Raw genomic sequence first — 17,542 nt, 5'->3', positions numbered from 1 at the left:
CGCGGAAACGCACCTGATCATACTTGTGGGACGTTACTCAGGTTGAACTCGGCACGTCCGGCGTATTGATCGCGTCGTGGTCCATGGTCAGGCCGGTGGGCGGAGTTGCCCCGGCATGACAGGCACCGATGGGCTCGCCGCTCGGCGTGGTGTCGGGTGGGGACGGCGGTTCGGTCGATGAGCTCGGCCTCCGAGGAGAAGAAGCGCTCCGGGACGGTTGTGTCAAAACGTGCGCCGGTGTGCGCCTCGACCCGAGCACGGTAAGAACCTACTGGCCCTCGTAAGGAGGCGGCGAGGCATAGGGATTAGGGTGCTGCGAGGGCTGAGCAGGAGGAGCTGGGTACCCGTACCCCTGATCGGGAGCTGCAGTGGGGTATGTCCCTCCTCTGGTGCTGGGTTGTGCTGAGCCGAGTCCGCTTCGGCAGATGAGCTCTGGTGAGGTCGAGCCCCTTCTGCGGTGCAGGACTCGCGACCGTGAGGCGGGCCGACCGAAAATTCTGGATGAGGGGGCGCCCTTTACCGGGTAAACACTGCTCGGGAACCGGATACCGCCGGGCGGCGATCCATACCGCTCAGGGAAAGCAGCGGACTCCCGACTGACATGGCTTCTACGCAAGGCGCGGCCAACTTGGGCCTACGGAAGAACTTGCGGAAGGGTATGGGTCAGCGGCATGCACAAAGTACGCACGCCGCTGAAAAGATGTGGCTCTTGTGGCTGTTTCCCCTACTGGCCCTGCTGTGGGGGCCGCTGGGCGTACGGGTTCGGTTGCTGCGGAGCCTGGCCCGGAGGCGTGGCATACCCCTGGCCGGAACCCGCATTGGGGTACTGCGGGTGACCCGTCGGGTACTGGGGCGGGTAGCCCGTGCCCTGAGGGGGGAGTCCGCCACCGGAGCCGGGGCCGCCGCCACCTCGGTTGCGGCGGCTACGGATTACCGCGAAGGCGATCGCGATGACGACCACGACGGCTGCGATGCCGCCGATGAGGAGAATGCTGCCGGAGGAGGACTGGTTCTTGTCCTTGACCGAATTCCCGCCGGCGTTGCCCTTCGAGGCACTGCCGGACTGCGTGGACGTGGACGGCGAGGCCTGGGCGAGAGGGCCTTGCTTCGGGCCGGCAGGAATGTTCATCGTCAACGCCTTGTAGGGGCGGATGATGCCGTAACCGTACTGCTCGTCAGGCACCTTTTTGACGGTGTGATTGAGGAAGGTTGCTGACTTGATCAGTCGGTTGATGACCTGGCCTGCGGTGAGGTTGGGGTACTTGGCGCGGATGAGGGCTACGGTGGCGGAGACGTATGCGGTGGCGTCTGAGGTACCTGTTCCCTCTGCATAGCCACTGGACTCGGTAGGATCAGCTTGAACAAGCTTGACACCAGGTGCAGTCAGTGTCAGGCCTGCACCATAGTTGGAATCCTGCCACAAGGTTAGATTGTTATCGACAGCACCAACAGAAACCACACCAGGGAGCTTAGCAGGATACTCCAACTGGCCAACGCCGTCATTTCCGGCCGCTGCAACGACAACAGCGTCGCGTTCCTGCGCATACTTAATCGCCTCTGCACCCGCCGAGCCAGGCCGAGCAAGCGAATCCCCGAAGGACAAGTTAATCACAGAAGCGCCGTGATCCACAGCGTATCTGACGCCCGCCGCCCACTGCTCGTCGTCGAATTGATTCTCTGTTCCAGCCCTTATCGGAAGGATTTTGACCTTCGGGGCCAGACCGATGACACCTGACGAGCCATCCGGTCCATGCCCATGCGCCGCGATGAGGCTGGCCATACTCGTTCCGTGACCAGTGAAATCACTCTGGGCGCCTCCATTTTTGCCAGTAAAGTCCCTTCCTTTCAGGACCTGCCCCTTGAGATCAGGGTGACTGCCAGCCACCCCAGTATCGACTACGGCGACCGTGACACCTTGCCCTTCTGATTCTTCCCATACTTTCTTGAAGTTCATGACGTCGATGACCCACTGCTTATCGCGGATGTAATCCGCCGCAGCGGTGGGGGGTGAAGTGAGGAGCAAGGCTCCCGTCAACGCCATGACGCCTGTCATGGACAAGACTCGTCTGAAACCCAATTCCTTGCTCCTCACTCGATTAAGGCCGGTTGCGCCAGCCTTCATATCAGCCTGGCAACGACTCTGCCTGGCGCGCTTGTCCCTCTACTCGATGGTTCGGGGTACGTTGCGGTTGCGGTCCTCTTCCGAGATCCAGGTCTCTTCGTCCTCGACCAGGTAGTCAGGACGTTCTCCCCTGCTGTTTTCCTTCTCGGACTGTCGGCCTTGGCGGCCGCCTGCACCACCAGCCATGGTTCCGCCGCGGCTGCCGTGCAGTCCTGCTCCGCCGCCAGCGCCCTTACCGACTCCCTTAGCTGTGCCGACCACACCGCCACGAGCCCTCGCGAGCGCTCCACGGCCGCCGCTGCCAGCGCCGCCTCGGCCAGCCACTCCGGCTCCGCCGCCTAGACCGCCCACGCCAGCTCGTCCCCCGACGGCACGACCAGCTGCCGCACCGCCACCCGAAACACCACCGCGAGCACCCACACCTCCAATGCCGCCACGCAGGGCAGCACTGCCACCGGCACCGAGTTCTCCAGCCGAGGCCATGATGCCCGGCCCCTGAGTCCCGCCAACGCCGACACCACCGCCACCAACTCCAACAGTTCCAGTGCCAGCAGCCGGGCCCGTCAGTCCGGGGGTAATACTGTCAACGTTCGTTCGAGCCGTCGGCAATTGCGTATCGGCGGTCGGGAGTTGCGTTCCGCCTGTGATGCCCTTGTTCTGCGGCACGGGCACCGTGGGAGCCGGCTTGATGCTAGTTGTAGGTCCGGCACTCCATGACCTATTTGCAGCACGCGCTGGGCTTGGTCCGGTAGGTGAAACGGCGGGAGGTGAAACCGGGGGAGGCATAGTCACGTTGGAGTTGTTCGGGGGCGTGACTCCTTCCTTTCCTCCTCTTTGCCCACTCTGCGCAAGGTTCTTCGAATAGACCTGATAGTTAGCCGCCAGCTCCTCCATCACCGCAACGGCCTGCAGCTGTCGCTCCTTAGTGAGCGACAGGTTCTTCTCGTCCGCCTTGGCGACCGTGTCAGCGCTTACGCCCGCGGCGAGGTCCTTCTTCATCTGGGAGTCATCACGGCCGTCGTCGTTGAGCTTGTCGCCTGCACGCTCGAGCAAGGACGGTTCCTTGATCTCCTCCATCTTTGACTTGGAGGTATCAAGGTCCTTGCTGATCGCAAAGAGCTGCTCCGCCATGAAGTTGGCGTGCGCTGCTCCGTTCCGGATCTGGCCACCGATGTGGTCGGCCCTGCGCCGGAAAGCTTCCGCCGCCTGGCCTTCCCAGTGCTCGAGGACGTTGTCAACGGCTGACTGAAGCAGGCCGGCGATGCTGCCCTTCGCCGACTGGGTGTCCACACCACCGGACTTGCCGTCCCCGTCACCACCGGAGAGGATCTCGTGGACCTTCTTCCAGTGACCGCCGACCTCGGCAATCTTGCCGGGCTGGGAGTCCAGGATCATCTTGCGCAGGCCGTTGATCGAGTAGGACATGAAGTCGGTCTTCAGGCCCGTGGGGCGTCCGCCGTGCCCGTGGTGTGCGACCTTGTCCTGCTCGACGAGGCGGTCGTGGTCCTTCTGCTCCTGTGCTTTCCTCTCCTTTTCCTGGTGCTCCGCGTACTGCTTGCTGGCTTCGTAGTCCCCTCTAGCGTCGGCCATTGCCAACTCCCCTCGTCAGTGCTGCTTCCGGAAACCGACTACTAAGCCAGCTGGTTCTTCCTGGTGCCACCCGAGTTGTCCCCGACACTCCGCTTGATCTCGTGTTCCTTGTCGTTGTACTTGTCTCGGATCTTCGAGGTCTTTGTGCTGAAGTCGTCTATCAACTCGTGAAGTTGTTTGATGATTCCTTCGATCTTGGTCTTCATGTCGCCCTGAGCCCCGTGCAGGTCCCTGGCCTCTGTGAAGTAGCAAGACTGGCCGAAGGCGTCCATCGGTATTTCCGTGTCGTACTTCGACGTCGTCCCGGCCTTGTCCATGTCGTCCAGCAAGGCCCAGAGTCTGCGGATGACCTCATCCAGCGCGCTCAGATCGACCCGCATTCCGTTGCTCATACCCCGTTGTCCTCTCCCCTGTTTCCAATTCTGTGGGCACCTGTTCGGCGCCCAAGTCATCGCCTAGCCCGTCAGCCCAGCTCGGCCGACGCGGTCGGCCCGGCCGGCCCTGCCGCTCGTGCCGTCGCGGGCGCCCCGCTTGTTCCGCCAGTCCCGCACAGCCACCCCGCTCCCCGCCGCCACGCCCACCAAGAGCAATCCGACACCCAGTACGTACACGGCGATCCGGCGTTGCCGTTCTGCCTCGCTCTCGCCCATCGTCACCGCCATGGGGACGACTCCGCCAGACCCGGCCTTCACCGGTGGGTCCGGTGTCGGGGTTGAGCCCGGAGTCGAGTCGTCCGACAGTGCGGCGACCGGGTCGACGACGCCCCAGCCGATGAAGCGGTTGGGGCCGCGGCCCGGGCGTTGGGCTGTTTGTTCGATGCGGGTGGCGATCTGGGCCGCCGTCCAGTTCGGGTGCTTCTCCTTCAGCAAGGCCGCGACACCCGCGACGTACGGGGCCGCGAAGCTCGTGCCGTCGGCGGTGCACTGGCCGCCCTTCGGGACCGTGGAGACCATGCCGACGCCCGGTGCCGCGACGTCGACGAAGTCGCCCGTCTGTGAGAAGAAGGCGCGTTCGTCATTGCGGTCGGAGGCAGCCACCGCCAGGACGCCCGGATAGGAGGCCGGGTAGGTGTCCGCGGGCTTGCCGTCGGCTCCGTCGTTGCCGGCGGCTGCCACGACCAGGGCTCCCGACCTCACCGCGGCGGCCACGGCGTTGCGTAGTTCTGTGTTGTCCTGCTTGTCCGCCGTGTCCGAGGAGATGTTGATGATCTTCGCGCCCTTGGCGACCGCGGCAGTGATCGCCGCGGACATGGTGCGCGAGTTGCCCTGCTTGTCCTGGGCGCCCGTGTAGCGGAAGGAGAGAATCTTGGCGTCGGGAGCGAGACCCACGAAGCCGGTGCCCTTCATCGGGCGGGCGGCGATGATGCCCGCGACCCGGGTGCCGTGGCCCTCGAGGTCCTGGGTGCCGTCCGTGGAACCGACGAAGTCGCGACCGCCCGGGGCCATCGCGCCGCGCAGTTGGGGGTTGGAGTCGTCGACGCCGGTGTCGATCACCGCGACCGTGACGCCCTTGCCCGTCGCCTGTGCGCGCAGCTGGTCCAGGAGGATCCGCTGGAGTGACCACGGCGTCGACTTGATGACGGGGCCGCCGAATGTGCATTCGGTGGTGCCCGTGTCGCCGGAGCCGGGGTCCGAGTCGGTCAGGTGGACGGGGACCGCCGCGCCGACGGGCGCCGATGCTGCCGGTTCCGGGACGGCCGATGCCGCTGTACCCGGTGCGAGGCAGATTCCCGTGGCTGCGAGCACGCCGAAGGTCCGCCGCACTGCGTGGGATTCAGCGATGCGGTTTCGCGAACGGGCGGTCGTGCCCCGCATGGTCAGGTCCCCCATGTGTTCAGGCCCTGAGGGCTTTCTCGGTTCCTTGCTTCCTTCGAAGCCGGGTCACATGTGTACGTAGATGAAGGTGCGTCAATGCCTGTGCGGATTCCGGTGATTTGCCGTGTGCGGTGGCGGACACGGGCTCGGCCCAGCGGACGCCTTGGCGTCGGCTGGGCCGATTCCCCTCATCTCATGCCCCTCGGGCCGCCGACGGCTCAGCCCCAGGTCGAGGCGTTGCTCTTCTCGGTGGCCTGGTAGTTCTCGGCGGCACTCTGCAGGGCCGTGGCGATCTTCAGCAGCGTCGTGTGCAGGTCCGCGGCGGTCTGGTCCCACTCGCGCTGCTTGCGCTGGTAGCCCTCCTGGGCCTCGCCTTCCCAGGTGTTGGCGACGCGCTTGACCGCGGCCTCGAGATCATCGAGCTGCTGCTTGATGCGGCCGGCGGTGGAGCGCACGTCCGAGGACGCGTTGGTGATCGTGGCGTAATTTACGAGGATGCCCGACATCGTCGTTCCCTTTCAGGGAGAGTCGAAGGAATCGGCGGCAACCGGTCGCAATCGGCGGCAACCGGTGACGACCGTGGATGGTGGTGAAGAGTGCTGGAGAACAGAAGAGCCGAGTCGTGAGCGTTCGGCTCAGCCGAAGTCGGACATGATCTTGCTGATCTCGGAGTTCTGCTGCTCTTCGGACGCGGAGTAGTTGCTCCGCGTGGAGTCCACGGCTTCCTTGATGTCGTTGAGGATGTCGCTCATCCTCTTCGCGTCCGCGTTCCAGCGTTCCTGCAGCTGGTGGTAGGACTGGGCCGCCTGGCCCTGCCAGCCGCCCGCGATCTGGTCGATCACTCCGTTGAGGCGGCGGATCTCACCCTGAAGCTGACCGTTCACGGTGTTGATGTCGCCGGAGAGCTTGGTCAGTTCGTCTTCTGTTACCCGGAACTGGCCGGCCATGTTGAACCTTCCCCCATGTCGTCGTTGATCCGGGAAACCTGCACCAGTACCCGGAGAAGCGGCCCATACGTGAGCGCTGAAAGCACTCTATCGTCCGGCCGTCACACATCCACAAGCAAGGCCTATGCGTTACAGGGTTCACACAGTTGAGCGATGATCCTGTGATCCACTACGGCCAAGTAGCGTCTGTTTTCGGCCAGTTGACATGTTACTGGCTCTGCGGCTGCGCCGCGCTGCCGGTGTCCAGGGTGGGTCCCTTCGGGATGAACGTCGCCCAGGACTGCGGCACGACCGCGGGGTTGGACACCTTCTCGTAGCCCAGCCGGGTGCGCGCCTTGTCCGTCTCGCTCGCTCCTCCCGAAGACGAGGACGAGCCGGTGTCGTTGCCCTGCGCCGCGGTGTCGTTGTTCGACGGCAACGAGTAGCGCAGGCCCGTGTCCGTCAGCAGATACGTCGCACCGCCGCCCTGCGCGGTTCCCGTGACCTCCTGGAAAAGGAGTCCGGAACCGGACGAGACGTAGGCGTTCAGCGAATCCGAGATGACCTTCTTGGGGTAGGACGTCCCCGCCCAGGCGGCCAGTTGGGGCTTCCGGTCCTCGCCGATGGTGCCGTCGTAGACGCTGCACGAGGTGGTGCGGGCCTCCTCGGTCGCCGTCGCCGCGGGGTTGGCCTGCCGGGGCACCGTCTGGGGCCAGCCCTTGTCCGCGTAGAAGCTGTCCGCCTGGCCACCGTTGGCGGCGATGACGTCCGGGGTGTCGACCCGGATGTCGGTGATCGCCTCGGTCCCGTACGCGAGCTTGGCGGAGGGCGAGCTCTTGAGCAGGTTGGCCACGAAGGGCGTGATGGCGGCGACCCGGTCCCGCAGGACGACGTAGTACTGGGTGCCCTGCGCGTCCTGTGCCTTGAGCACCCGGCCCACCGTCCGCGCCGCCTGCGGGAGCCCGGAGACCGAGGTCGGCTGCCCGGCGGACGGAATCGTCGGGAAGGTGATGACGCCGCCTTCGTTGAGGGTGTGCAGCCACTGCTGGCTCACCGGCTGCGGCTTGGCCGTGGTCCCGATGACGGCGGCGCGCAGCTGCTCCATGGTGGTGCGGTCCAGGCCCGCGGGGCCGCCGAGCAGGAAGGCGTCGCCCCTGCCGTCGACCAGGTACTCCCGCGAGGTCTTGGGGTCGACGACGTACAGCGCCTCGCGGGCGTCGACCTTGCCCTCGCCCTGCAGCGCCTTGGCGTCGTCGGCGTCGAGGACGAAGACGGCACGGTCGATGGCGTCGCCCGATCCGGGGGCGGGCCGCTCGCACACCGCCCAGGTCTTCGCCTTCTCCGCATCCGCCTCGGCGGGCAGCCGGTCGGGGGCGTACGGGATCCCGAGGGTCGCTCCGTGCGGGATGCCGCTCTTGTCGATCTCCTTGCCGGGAACCTCGATGACGCTTCCCTTGCCCTTGTCCAGGAGGAGCTTGGCGGAGGCGTAGTTGAGGACGGGGTGGAGCGTCGGAGTCTCCTTGCCGTTCGTCGCCTTGTCCTTGAGGACGACGTAGCGCGTCGTGGAGTCGCTGTCGACGATGATGTACTCACCGGGCGTGTCCCAGCCCGCCGGCGCCGACGGCTTGATCACACCCCAGGCGATGAAGCCGACCACCAGTACGACGCCCAGCGCGAGGCTGGGCATCACCGTCTGCATGGGGCGTGGTGCCCCTTCGTCGGAACCGCCCGGCGACGGCGCCAGGAACGCCGCGACGGTGCGCTTGCGGGCGAACGTATAGGCGGCGAGCTCATCCCGACGCTTTGCCATGGTCCCCAGGTCTCCCGTTGTGTGACGCTCGATGTCTCGATGTGCTGTGTACTTGACGTGCTCGACGTGCTCGACGTGCCGGTGGTGGTCGACGTGCTCGCGTGCCATTCGTGCCCGACGTGCCGATGGCGCTCGACGCGCCCCTGTGCCAGTCGTGCTCGTCGTGCTCCATGTGCCCGGGTCTCTCGATGCGCTCGAGAGCCGCTTCGGCCGAGCAGGCCCTTACTATGCCCTGTGCCGCGAGGCGACGGTGCATCAGGTGGGCGGCTGCCCCTGCATCTTCACAGAGCCTCACCACCGCGCTCCCCCATCGGAGACCGGTCCGTGAAAGGCTGGCCACCTGGGGTTTCGGTGTCCCCTGTGTCTCCTCGTGTGCGGCAGCGGGTACCGTGAGCCACTCGCAGATGATGTGGGCCATCGGTGCCCCTGGCCCGTCGCCGGGTTCTCCGACAGAGGATCTCCGCCCGACGAACGGCCACTACTTCGCGAAAGGGATGTCCCGGGGGATGACCAGCGCTACGAGCACTCGGCGCGAAGACCGCGCACAGCAGCAACAGGACGGTCCGGGCCGCAGACGCGGACCGGCTCCGGCCGTCGCCGCCGCGTCGCCGCGCCTGCTGCCCAGCCCGGGTGGTATGGGTCCGCTGCGGTTGCAGCAGCTCATCCTGGTGGAGCTCGCGGCGGCCGTCATGCTGGTCGCCTGGGCCGCGGACGCGTCCTGGCTGCTGGCCCCGGCCGGCGGGGTGGCGGCGCTGCTGCTGCTCCTTGCGGTACTGCGCCGGGGCCGCCGCCCACTGCCCGAGTGGTACGAGACGGCCCGGGCGCTCAGGCACCGTCAGCGCGAGGCCAAGACGTCCGTCCCGCCGGGGACGGACCCGATGCTGGCCCCCACCGTCGAGTGCGACCCGGCCCTGCGGACGTACCGCTTCGTGTCCCGTGACGACCGCTCGATCGGCATGATCGGCGACGGCACCTTCCTGACCGCCGTGCTCTTCGTGCAGCCGGCAGACCAGCCGCTGCGCCCCGATTCCGCCGGGCGGCAACTGCCGCTGCTCCTGGTCCAGGAGGCGCTGGAGGTCGACGGGATCCGTCTGGCGTCCGCTCAGGTCGTGCAGCACACTCAACCGGCGCCCGCACCGCATCTCCCCCAGCAGTCGGTCGCCGCGCGGTCGTACGGGCCGCTGCAGGCGCAGACGGGTTCGCCCGCGCTCCGGCTCACCTGGGTCGCCCTCAAGCTCGACCCGGAGCTGTGTCCGGAGGCGGTTCAGGCGCGCGGGGACGGTGTTCCCGGGGCGCAGCGGGCACTGCTGCGAGTGGCGGACCAGCTGGCGAGCCGACTGGCGGGAGCCGGCTTCCGGGCGACCATCCTGGACGAGAACGAGCTGATGCAGGCGCTCGCGACGTCCAGCTGCCTGAACCCGCGGGCCAACGCGCAGCACGCTCAGGACGGCCGGTCGCCCCAGCGGCGTACGGTCGAGTCGGTACGGACCTGGCGGGTCGACGACCGGTGGCACACGACGTACTGGCTCTCCCGGTGGCCGCAACTGGGCAGCGGTGGTGTGGCACTGCCCGAGCTGATCACGCGGTTCACCTCGCTTCCCGTGCTCGCCACGACGTTCAGCGTGACGCTGGGCAAGGCCGGCAGCCGGGGTGTCTCCCTGGCCGGGCATCTGCGCGTCACCGCCCGTGGTGACAGTGAACTCGCGCAGGTGGCACGTGAGTTGGAGCGGGCCGCCAGTGCCGCGAAGGTGGGTCTGGTCCGCCTCGACCGGGAGCAGGTCCCCGGAGCCCTCGCCACTTTGCCGCTCGGAGGTACGTACTGATGTCCCACCCCGCCACGGCCACGGACCCGCGGCAGCACGGCCGGGCCTCCGGACGCACGCCGGCCCATGTCGCCTCGCCCACCGACACCGGCGTGATCCCCGTCATCCGGCAGCCGGAGGCACCGCAGCAGCAACGGCGCATCTTCAGCCCGGGTTTCGGGCTGCGCGGCCCTCGCCGCAACCGCCATGTGGTCACAGTCGACGAGCTCGCGGCCATCTGCATGCCGATCGGCGACGACGGCGTGATCATCGGCACCGACCCGGAGTCGCAGCCGGCGGTGCTCGGCCTGTCCCGTCCCACGCCCTTCGACGTGGTGCTCGTGGGCGGCCTCTGGCTCGCCCAGGTGCTGGCGCTGCGCGCCGCCGCGACGGGGGCTCGTGTCGGCGTCGAGACGGGACGTCCGCAGGCCTGGCAGCAGTTGGCCCAGGTCGCGGGTGGCGGCCAGCAGTGCGTGACGGTCTATCCGGTGGGAAGGGTGCCCGCTCAGGGCCCGTCCGTCTCGAGCCCGGTGGTGTTGATCCGGGACTGCGGCGTTCGTCCGCCCCGCGGGCGGGTCACCGCCCTGCCGTGGCAGGCCGTGGTGACCGTGCTGCCGTTCGTCGGCGAGCACGCGCCGCGCTGGCTGGCCCAGGCCCAACTGGTCGGTATCCAGCGCATCTCGCCGCAGGAGACCGAGATCGTGCGCGACACCCTGGGCATCCCGGACGAGCATCTCCAGCTGCTGCCCACGCTGTACGACGGCGTCGCCCTGTGGTGCACGCGCAGGCACCGCAAGTTCGTCATGACCGAGCCCACCGACGCGGAGACGGGCCTGCTCGGCGTGGCCCGCCGTATGGACTGACACGTCGTCCGGCTCGTTCGACGCTCGCCGGGCGACCCGTTCGAGTCGACGCTTGCCCGACGACCGTTCGACGCTTGCCCGACGACCGTTCGACGCTTGCCCGACGGCCCGTTCGAGGCTCGCCCGACGGCCCCTTCGACAGCTCGCCCGACGGCCCGTTCGACGGCTCGTCGTCCCCGGATCGCGTGCCGCCCGGTCGCGTCGACAGTCACTTTTCCGTACCGCGACCCTAGTGATTAGTCTCTTCTGGTGATGCGGTGACGATCGCAGCCGCGTGGGAATCGCCACTCGGTCCGCCCGGCCGCGACGACGACCAACTCAGCAGCAGTGGCTGACCAGGAGGCAAGCAGTGAACAGCGATCGGTCCGAGTACAACGGCGGCAGCCCGTCCTCGGACGGGGACGATCAAGAGGTGGACCTCACCGGCGAGTTCGAAATCGTCTACACGCCTCCCGCCTGGTACGCCCAAAACACGCAGGGTGGCTCCCCGGCCGGCGGACAGCGCGACGCCGGGACGGCCGCGCCGCCTCCGCCGCCCGGTCCGCCCGTCGGTCCTCCAGTCGGTCCGCCCACCGGTCCGCCGGGCGGCCCCGCACCGCACACTCCCGCACCGGCCCAGCCATACGTCCAGGGCGCACCGCAGCAGCCCGCGCAGCCTGCGCAGGGCGCGCCCGCCGCGCACCAGAGCGGAGCGGGCGGCTACGGTTTCCCGCCGCAGCAGCCTGCTCCGGGCATCCCGCAGACGTCGGGTGGCGCGGCGGTGCCCGGCGGATACGGCTACCCCCAGCAGACGGGAGCGGGCGCGCCCCAGCAGGGTCAGGACACGTCGGGCGGTTACGGACAGCCGCAGGCACAGGCACCCGCCCAGCCGCAGACACAGGCGCCCGCCCAGGCACAGGCACCCGCCCAGCCGCAGACACAGGCGCCCGCCCAGGCACAGGCACCCGCCCAGCCGCAGACACAGGCACCGACCCAGCCGCAGCCGCCGGCCCAAGCGCCCGCGCCCGGTTTCCCCGTGCTGCGGCCCGTCGACGAGGACGCCCAGCCCGAGGCGCCACAGGCCGCCGCCCCGGCGGCGGGCGTCCCTCAGCAGCCTGCCGTCCCCCAGCGGCCTGACGTCGCACAGCCGATGCCCGAGGCGACGCACGATCAGCCGATGGCGGAACTCAACCATGCCGCCGCCGACGCCGAGGCGGCGAAGCTGTTCGGCGGAGATGACGACGAGGAGCCGGAGGAGGAGCGCGGCGACGAGGCGGAGTCGGGAGACTCCGCCGGAGGCGGGGTGTCCGGTGCGGATGCTGCCGAGACCGCCGACGTCCGTTCCGATGCGGAATCCGCCGCGCCGCACGGGGCCGACGCCCTGTCAGCGACCGCGGAAGCAGAGCCGGAAGCCGAGGCGGGTCCGGAGCCGACGCCCGCCGCCTCCGGACCCGCACCGGCGCCGGCGCCCCCGGCACAGGGGCAGCAGCCGCAGCCGCAGGCGGCTCCCGCCGCGCAGGTCCCCGCCGCGTCCCCCGCCGGTCAGGAGCTTCCTCCGCTGCCCCAGGGATACGTGCCCGCGCATCCCGTTCAGGGGGCACCGCGGCAGGCAGGACAGCCGGACCAGCAGGCCGCGGCCGCACAGGCCGCCGGATACGGCTACCCGCAGCCGCCCGCCCAGCCGGGTCCCGGACAGCCGGTGCAGCCGGTGCAGCCGGTGTATCCGACGCCTCCACAGGGCGCGTTCGGCCCGGCCCAGCCTCCCGCGTACCCGCCGCAGAGCGGACAGCCCGCACCGGTGGACCCGCGGCAGGCGCCCCAGCCTCCGCAGCCGTATCCCCAGCCGCAGGCCGCCGGATACGGCTATCCGCAGCCGCCCGCCCAGCCGCTTCCCCAGCAGCAGCCCGGACCGGTCGGTTACGGTTATCCGCCCCCGCAGCCCGGCTACGGCTACCCGCAGCCCGTCCAGCCGCAGCAGGCCGCGCCGCACCAGCAGTCCGCGGCCCAGCCACCGGCTCCGGACCAGCAGCAACCGGCGGCGCAGCAGCCGCTTCCGCAGCAGCAGCCCCCCACGCAGCAGCCGCTTCCGCAGCAGCAGGTGCCCCAGCAGCATCCGGCTGCTCCGCCCGCCGCCCACGGCAACCAGGGCTGGACCGCCCCGGTCGGCCCCCAGGCGGGCCCCGGTGCCCCCCAGCAGCAGGCCGCGCCCGGCACACCGCTCGGCTACAACGCGGCCGTGGAGCTGTCCTCCGACCGGCTGTTGCGCCATCAGCCGAAGGCCCGCAAGAACAACACGGGCCCGTCGCGCTTCAAGTTCGGCGCGAAGAAGGAGGAGGCGGAGCGGCGGAGGAAGCTGGACCTGATCCGTACGCCGGTGATGTCCTGCTACCGGATCGCGGTGATCAGCCTCAAGGGCGGCGTCGGCAAGACCACGACGACCATGTCGCTCGGCGCGACCCTGGCCACCGAGCGCCAGGACAAGATCCTGGCGATCGACGCCAACCCGGACGCCGGCACCCTCGGCCGACGGGTGCGGCGCGAGACGGGCGCCACCATCCGCGACCTGGTCCAGGAGATCCCGCGGCTGAACAGCTACATGGACATCCGCCGCTTCACCTCGCAGGCGCCGTCGGGGTTGGAGATCATCGCCAACGACGTGGACCCGGCGGTCTCCACCACGTTCAACGACCAGGACTACCGTGCCGCGCTCGACGTGCTGGGCCGGCAGTACCCGATCATCCTCACGGACTCGGGCACCGGTCTGCTCTACAGCGCGATGCGCGGAGTCCTGGACCTCGCCGACCAGTTGATCATCATCTCCACCCCTTCGGTGGACGGTGCGAGCAGCGCGTCGACGACGCTGGACTGGCTGTCGGCGAACGGGTTCGCCGATCTGGTCCAGCGGTCGGTCACCGTCATCTCCGGTGTCCGTGAGACGGGCAAGATGATCAAGGTCGAGGACATCGTCGCGCACTTCGAGACCCGCTGCCGCGGTGTCGTCGTGATCCCGTTCGACGAGCACCTGGCGGCGGGCGCCGAGGTGGACCTCGACATGATGCGCCCGAAGACCCGCGAGGCCTACTTCGACCTCGCCGCCCTGGTCGCCGAGGACATCGCCCGTACGCAGCAGGGCTTCGGCAACCCGAACCTGCACTTCCAGCAGCCCCCGCAGGGATACGCGGCCCCGCAGCAGCCCCAGCAGCCATACGGCCGGCCCGACGGTGCCCCGCATCCGGGGCAGGGCTGGCAGCAGGCTCCGCAGCAGCCCGGACCCGGGCAGGGCTGGCAGCAGCAGCCCGCGCCGGGCCAGAGCTGGCAGCAGCAGCAGCCGGCCCCGGCCCAGCCGCCGCACCAGCAGCAGGACCAGCCCCAGCAGGGCGCCGTACCGCCCGGCTGGACGCAGCAGTAGCGAAACGGCGGACAAGGCCAGAGGGCCGGCACCTTCACGGTGCCGGCCCTCTGAACTCCCGGGGTCTCACTACTTCAGGTCGAACTCCCCGTCGCGCGCCCCGAGTACGAACGCCCGCCACTCGGCCGCCGTGTAGCGGAGCACGGTGTCGGGGTCCGCGGAGTTGCGCATCGCGACGGCGCCGCCCGGCAGATACGCGATCTCCACCCGTTCGTCCTGGGGACCTTCAGGGGAGCCGACCCACTCGACGCCGCTGATGTCCATGGCGTACAGCTCTTCCTTCTCCTGCTCGGTCGCCACCGGGTCCACTCCGTTCCACCGACCTTACGGACGAGGGGGATTCTACAACCGGGCCTGGCGGCAAGGAGTTTCCGAGCGGTTCGCGTGCGAAGGACGCGGCCGTCGTTCAGGCGGGGTCCCCGGCCGCCGCGATCAGTTCACGGCAACGCTTGACGTCCTCCGCCATCTGCTCCAGCAGCCCGTCCAGCGAGTCGAACCTCGCCTGGCCGCGGACGAACGCCAGGAAGTCGACGGCGACATGGAGCCCGTACAGGTCCAGTCCCACCCGGTCGATGGCGTACGCCTCCACCGTGCGCTCGGTGCCGTCGAACTGGGGGTTGGTCCCGACGGAGATCGCGGCCGGCATCGCCTCGCCCTCGACCAGCAGCCAGCCGGCGTAGACACCGTCGGCCGGGATCGCGGTGTGCGGGAGCGTCTCGACGTTGGCGGTCGGGAAGCCGAGGTCGCGGCCGCGCTGGGCACCCCGGACCACCACGCCCTCCACCCGGTGCGGACGCCCGAGAATCTCGCGCGCGCCCTCGACGTCGCCCTCGGCGATCAGCCGGCGGGTCAGGGTGGAGGAGAAGGGCTCGCCGCCGCCTGCCTCACCGGTCACGTAGAGGTCGACCACCTCGACCTCGAAGTCGTACGTCTTCCCCTGCTGGGCCAGGAACTCCACGTTGCCGGCGGCCTTGTGCCCGAAGCGGAAGTTGGGGCCCTCGACGACGGCCTTGGCGTGCAGCTTGTCCACCAGCACCTTGACCACGAAGTCGGCTGCCGAGAGCCGGGAGAACTCGGTGGTGAAGGGCAGGACGAGGACCGCGTCGACGCCCAGTTCGGCGCACAGTTCGGCGCGGCGGTGGTGCGGGGCGAGCAGCGGCGGGTGGCTGCCGGGGCGGACGACCTCACTGGGGTGCGGGTCGAAGGTCACGACGACCGCGGGAACACCCAGCTCACGGGCGCGTTCCACGGTGTGCCGGATGATCAGCTGGTGGCCGCGGTGGACTCCGTCGTACGAGCCGATGGTGACGACGCTGCGCCCCCAGTCCTCGGGGATGTCCTCCAAGCCACGCCAGCGCTGCACTGTGACCGCTCCTCGTCGAACCCGTGTCCGTCTCTGCCTTGTACGCAGGTCTAAGGGTGCCATGCCGGGACGCCTCGGCCCGCATCGGCATGGGGGCTGTGACGGGGGGCACGTCGTATCGAGGGTGTCCGGCGGGCGGACGTCGCCGTGCGGGCCGTGCGGCACCGCCTGTGCCGGTCGCCGTGCGGTGAACGCGCCCCCTTCCGCTCCCTCGGTTCACTCCGAGCGCCTGCTCGCCGGGGTGAATGGATGCGGGTGGATGGATACATCTCTGTGAGGGGGAACCGAGGGGGGACCGTGGAGCGGCGACCGGCGTCCCGGCGATCGCCGCTCCACGGGCAGCCCAGGCGGACGCCGGCCCCCAGGGGGCAGACCGGGCAGACGCCACCGCGCCACGGTCAGCCCAGGCGGATGCCGCCCCCACCGACAAGACCACGCAGACGTCCCCACCCGCAGGCAGACCACGCAGACGCCGGCCCCCCACCGGCTGACCAGGCGGGCGTCAGCCGAACACGGCCAGGCTCTTGGCCTTGCCCCGCCGGGCCTCCACGAGCGCCAGGAGGCGGCCCTCCGGGTCGAAGACGGCGACGGGGCCCGCCCCCGTGTACGCGTCGGGCATCTCCAGCCGTACCCCGTTGGCCAGCAGCCGTGCCCGCTTGGCGTCCACGTCCCAGCGCGGGAACGCGGCCGCGGCGGCCTCGGCGATCGGCATCACCGTCAGCTCCTCCTGGAGCTGGTCCAGGGTGCGGGCGGCGTCCAGCCCGTAGGGCCCCACCCGGGTGCGGCGCAACGCGGTGAGGTGACCGCCGACGCCCAGGTCCGCGCCCAGGTCGCGGGCGAGGGCCCGGATGTAGGTGCCGGAGGAGCAGACCACGGACACCAGCAGGTCGAGCACCGGGGTGCCGTCCTCGGAGACGGCGTCCCGGACGTCGTAGACCGTGAAGGAGGAGACGGTGACCGGCCGGGCCGGGATGTCGAACTCCTCGCCCTCCCGGGCCCGTTTGTAGGACCGTACGCCGTTGATCTTGATGGCGCTGACTTTGGACGGCACCTGCATGATGTCGCCGGTCAGCCTGGCGATCCCGGCGTCGATGGCGTGCCGTGTGACCTTGGAGGCGTCGGTGGAGGAGGTGACCTCGCCCTCGGCGTCGTCCGTGAGCGTCGTCTGCCCGAGGCGGACGGTGCCCACGTACTCCTTCTCGGTCAGCGCGAGGTGGCCCAGGAGTTTGGTGGCCTTCTCCACGCCGAGGACGAGGACACCGGTCGCCATCGGGTCGAGGGTGCCGGCGTGACCGACGCGCCGCGTCCTGGCGATCCCGCGCATCTTGGCGACGACGTCGTGCGAAGTGAAGCCCGACGGCTTGTCGACGATGACAAGGCCGTCGGGCGTGGTGTGCTGCCGGGTCATTCGGTGGTGTCGTCCGTCTCGTCGTCGGAGCCGGGCTTGCGGTACGGGTCGGCGTCACCGGCGTACGACTTGCCCGTGGCCGCCTCGCGCACCTTCGCGTCGGACTGCCGGGCCTTGTCGAGGAGGTCCTCGATGGTCCGGGCCGTGTCCGGGAGGGCGTCCGCGACGAAGGTGAGGGTCGGGGTGAACTTCACGCCCGCGGCGCGTCCGACCTCGGAGCGCAGGATGCCCTTGGCGCTCTCCAGGCCGGCCGCGGCGGCCTTCCGCTCCTCCTCGTCCCCGTACACCGTGTAGAAGACGGTCGCCTCCCGCAGATCGCCCGTCACCCGGGTGTCCGTGATGGTGACGTGCGAGCCGAGCCGCGGGTCCTTGATCCCGCGCTGCAGCTTCTGGGCCACCACCTCTCGGATGAGGTCCGCCAGCCTTTTAGCCCGCGCGTTGTCGGCCACTGGTCCG

Annotated in this window: 14 protein-coding genes; 3 read left to right on the top strand and 11 right to left on the bottom strand. The window is 69.3% G+C overall.

Annotated elements, in window-relative coordinates; genetic code table 11:
* Positions 1–724: 724 nt before the first annotated feature.
* The 7 genes from mycP (AC5WS8_RS22310) to eccB form a co-directional block, all read right to left on the bottom strand.
* On the bottom strand, positions 725–2,053 hold the full coding sequence (gene mycP, locus AC5WS8_RS22310) for a type VII secretion-associated serine protease mycosin (protein ID WP_496105206.1): 1,329 nt from the start codon (positions 2,051–2,053) through the stop codon (positions 725–727).
* Positions 2,054–2,161: 108 nt separating this feature from the next.
* Entirely contained in the window at positions 2,162–3,712 is a 1,551-nt protein-coding gene (locus AC5WS8_RS22305) for a hypothetical protein (RefSeq protein WP_496105205.1), read from the bottom strand.
* 41 nt (positions 3,713–3,753) lie between these two features.
* Positions 3,754–4,104 carry a hypothetical protein gene (locus tag AC5WS8_RS22300; protein ID WP_496105204.1) on the bottom strand — a complete coding sequence of 117 codons (351 nt, stop codon included), beginning with the start codon at positions 4,102–4,104 and terminating at the stop codon, positions 3,754–3,756.
* Between the two features lie 63 nt (positions 4,105–4,167).
* The gene (gene mycP, locus AC5WS8_RS22295) at positions 4,168–5,457 is read right to left on the bottom strand and encodes a type VII secretion-associated serine protease mycosin (protein WP_496105203.1); all 1,290 of its coding nucleotides are present in this window, start codon (positions 5,455–5,457) and stop codon (positions 4,168–4,170) included.
* A gap of 287 nt (positions 5,458–5,744) precedes the next feature.
* Positions 5,745–6,032, bottom strand: a complete 288-nt coding sequence (locus AC5WS8_RS22290) for a WXG100 family type VII secretion target (protein ID WP_496105202.1) — start codon at positions 6,030–6,032, stop codon at positions 5,745–5,747.
* Positions 6,033–6,161: 129 nt separating this feature from the next.
* Positions 6,162–6,473: a WXG100 family type VII secretion target gene (locus tag AC5WS8_RS22285; RefSeq protein ID WP_103843682.1), complete on the bottom strand. Its 312-nt coding sequence runs from the start codon at positions 6,471–6,473 to the stop codon at positions 6,162–6,164.
* A gap of 208 nt (positions 6,474–6,681) precedes the next feature.
* Positions 6,682–8,262 carry a type VII secretion protein EccB gene (eccB, locus tag AC5WS8_RS22280; RefSeq protein ID WP_496105201.1) on the bottom strand — a complete coding sequence of 527 codons (1,581 nt, stop codon included), beginning with the start codon at positions 8,260–8,262 and terminating at the stop codon, positions 6,682–6,684.
* Positions 8,263–8,768: 506 nt separating this feature from the next.
* Here eccB and eccE point away from each other — a divergent pair.
* The 3 genes from eccE (at position 8,769) to AC5WS8_RS22265 (ending at position 14,315) form a co-directional block, all read left to right on the top strand.
* Positions 8,769–10,085: a type VII secretion protein EccE gene (eccE, locus tag AC5WS8_RS22275; RefSeq protein WP_496105200.1), complete on the top strand. Its 1,317-nt coding sequence runs from the start codon at positions 8,769–8,771 to the stop codon at positions 10,083–10,085.
* A complete protein-coding gene (locus AC5WS8_RS22270; RefSeq protein WP_496105199.1) occupies positions 10,085–10,927 on the top strand; it encodes a hypothetical protein in 843 nt (280 codons plus the stop codon). Before eccE ends, AC5WS8_RS22270 begins: the two co-directional genes overlap by 1 nt.
* Positions 10,928–11,276: 349 nt before the next feature.
* Complete coding sequence (locus tag AC5WS8_RS22265; RefSeq protein WP_496105198.1) at positions 11,277–14,315, top strand: SCO5717 family growth-regulating ATPase; 3,039 nt, start codon at positions 11,277–11,279, stop codon at positions 14,313–14,315.
* Positions 14,316–14,384: 69 nt separating this feature from the next.
* Here the strand turns inward: AC5WS8_RS22265 and AC5WS8_RS22260 are convergent, their stop codons facing one another.
* From AC5WS8_RS22260 to rbfA, 4 genes are all read right to left on the bottom strand, one after another.
* Positions 14,385–14,615 (bottom strand): DUF397 domain-containing protein, encoded by a 231-nt coding sequence (locus AC5WS8_RS22260; protein WP_388570400.1) that lies wholly within the window; start codon positions 14,613–14,615, stop codon positions 14,385–14,387.
* 106 nt (positions 14,616–14,721) lie between these two features.
* On the bottom strand, positions 14,722–15,678 hold the full coding sequence (locus AC5WS8_RS22255) for a bifunctional riboflavin kinase/FAD synthetase (protein WP_496105197.1): 957 nt from the start codon (positions 15,676–15,678) through the stop codon (positions 14,722–14,724).
* Between the two features lie 502 nt (positions 15,679–16,180).
* Positions 16,181–17,086, bottom strand: coding sequence for a tRNA pseudouridine(55) synthase TruB (gene truB / locus AC5WS8_RS22250; protein ID WP_496105196.1), 906 nt, complete (start codon positions 17,084–17,086; stop codon positions 16,181–16,183).
* On the bottom strand, positions 17,083–17,535 hold the full coding sequence (rbfA, locus tag AC5WS8_RS22245) for a 30S ribosome-binding factor RbfA (protein ID WP_496105195.1): 453 nt from the start codon (positions 17,533–17,535) through the stop codon (positions 17,083–17,085). The genes truB and rbfA overlap by 4 nt, the downstream gene beginning before the upstream one ends.
* Between the last annotated feature and the right edge of the window lie 7 nt (positions 17,536–17,542).

It is taken from the genome of Streptomyces sp. PTL18, assembly GCF_059510295.1.
This window is presented reverse-complemented; position numbering and strand designations above follow the sequence as displayed.

Excerpts from the sequence above, each read along its gene's own strand:
- mycP (WP_496105206.1), bottom strand. The coding sequence starts at position 2,053 with ATGACAGGCGTCATGGCGTTGACGGGAGCCTTGCTCCTCACTTCACCC.
- AC5WS8_RS22305 (WP_496105205.1), bottom strand. The coding sequence starts at position 3,712 with ATGGCCGACGCTAGAGGGGACTACGAAGCCAGCAAGCAGTACGCGGAG.
- AC5WS8_RS22300 (WP_496105204.1), bottom strand. The coding sequence starts at position 4,104 with ATGAGCAACGGAATGCGGGTCGATCTGAGCGCGCTGGATGAGGTCATC.
- AC5WS8_RS22290 (WP_496105202.1), bottom strand. The coding sequence starts at position 6,032 with ATGTCGGGCATCCTCGTAAATTACGCCACGATCACCAACGCGTCCTCG.
- AC5WS8_RS22285 (WP_103843682.1), bottom strand. The coding sequence starts at position 6,473 with ATGGCCGGCCAGTTCCGGGTAACAGAAGACGAACTGACCAAGCTCTCC.
- eccB (WP_496105201.1), bottom strand. The coding sequence starts at position 8,262 with ATGGCAAAGCGTCGGGATGAGCTCGCCGCCTATACGTTCGCCCGCAAG.
- eccE (WP_496105200.1), top strand. The coding sequence starts at position 8,769 with ATGACCAGCGCTACGAGCACTCGGCGCGAAGACCGCGCACAGCAGCAA.
- AC5WS8_RS22270 (WP_496105199.1), top strand. The coding sequence starts at position 10,085 with ATGTCCCACCCCGCCACGGCCACGGACCCGCGGCAGCACGGCCGGGCC.
- truB (WP_496105196.1), bottom strand. The coding sequence starts at position 17,086 with ATGACCCGGCAGCACACCACGCCCGACGGCCTTGTCATCGTCGACAAG.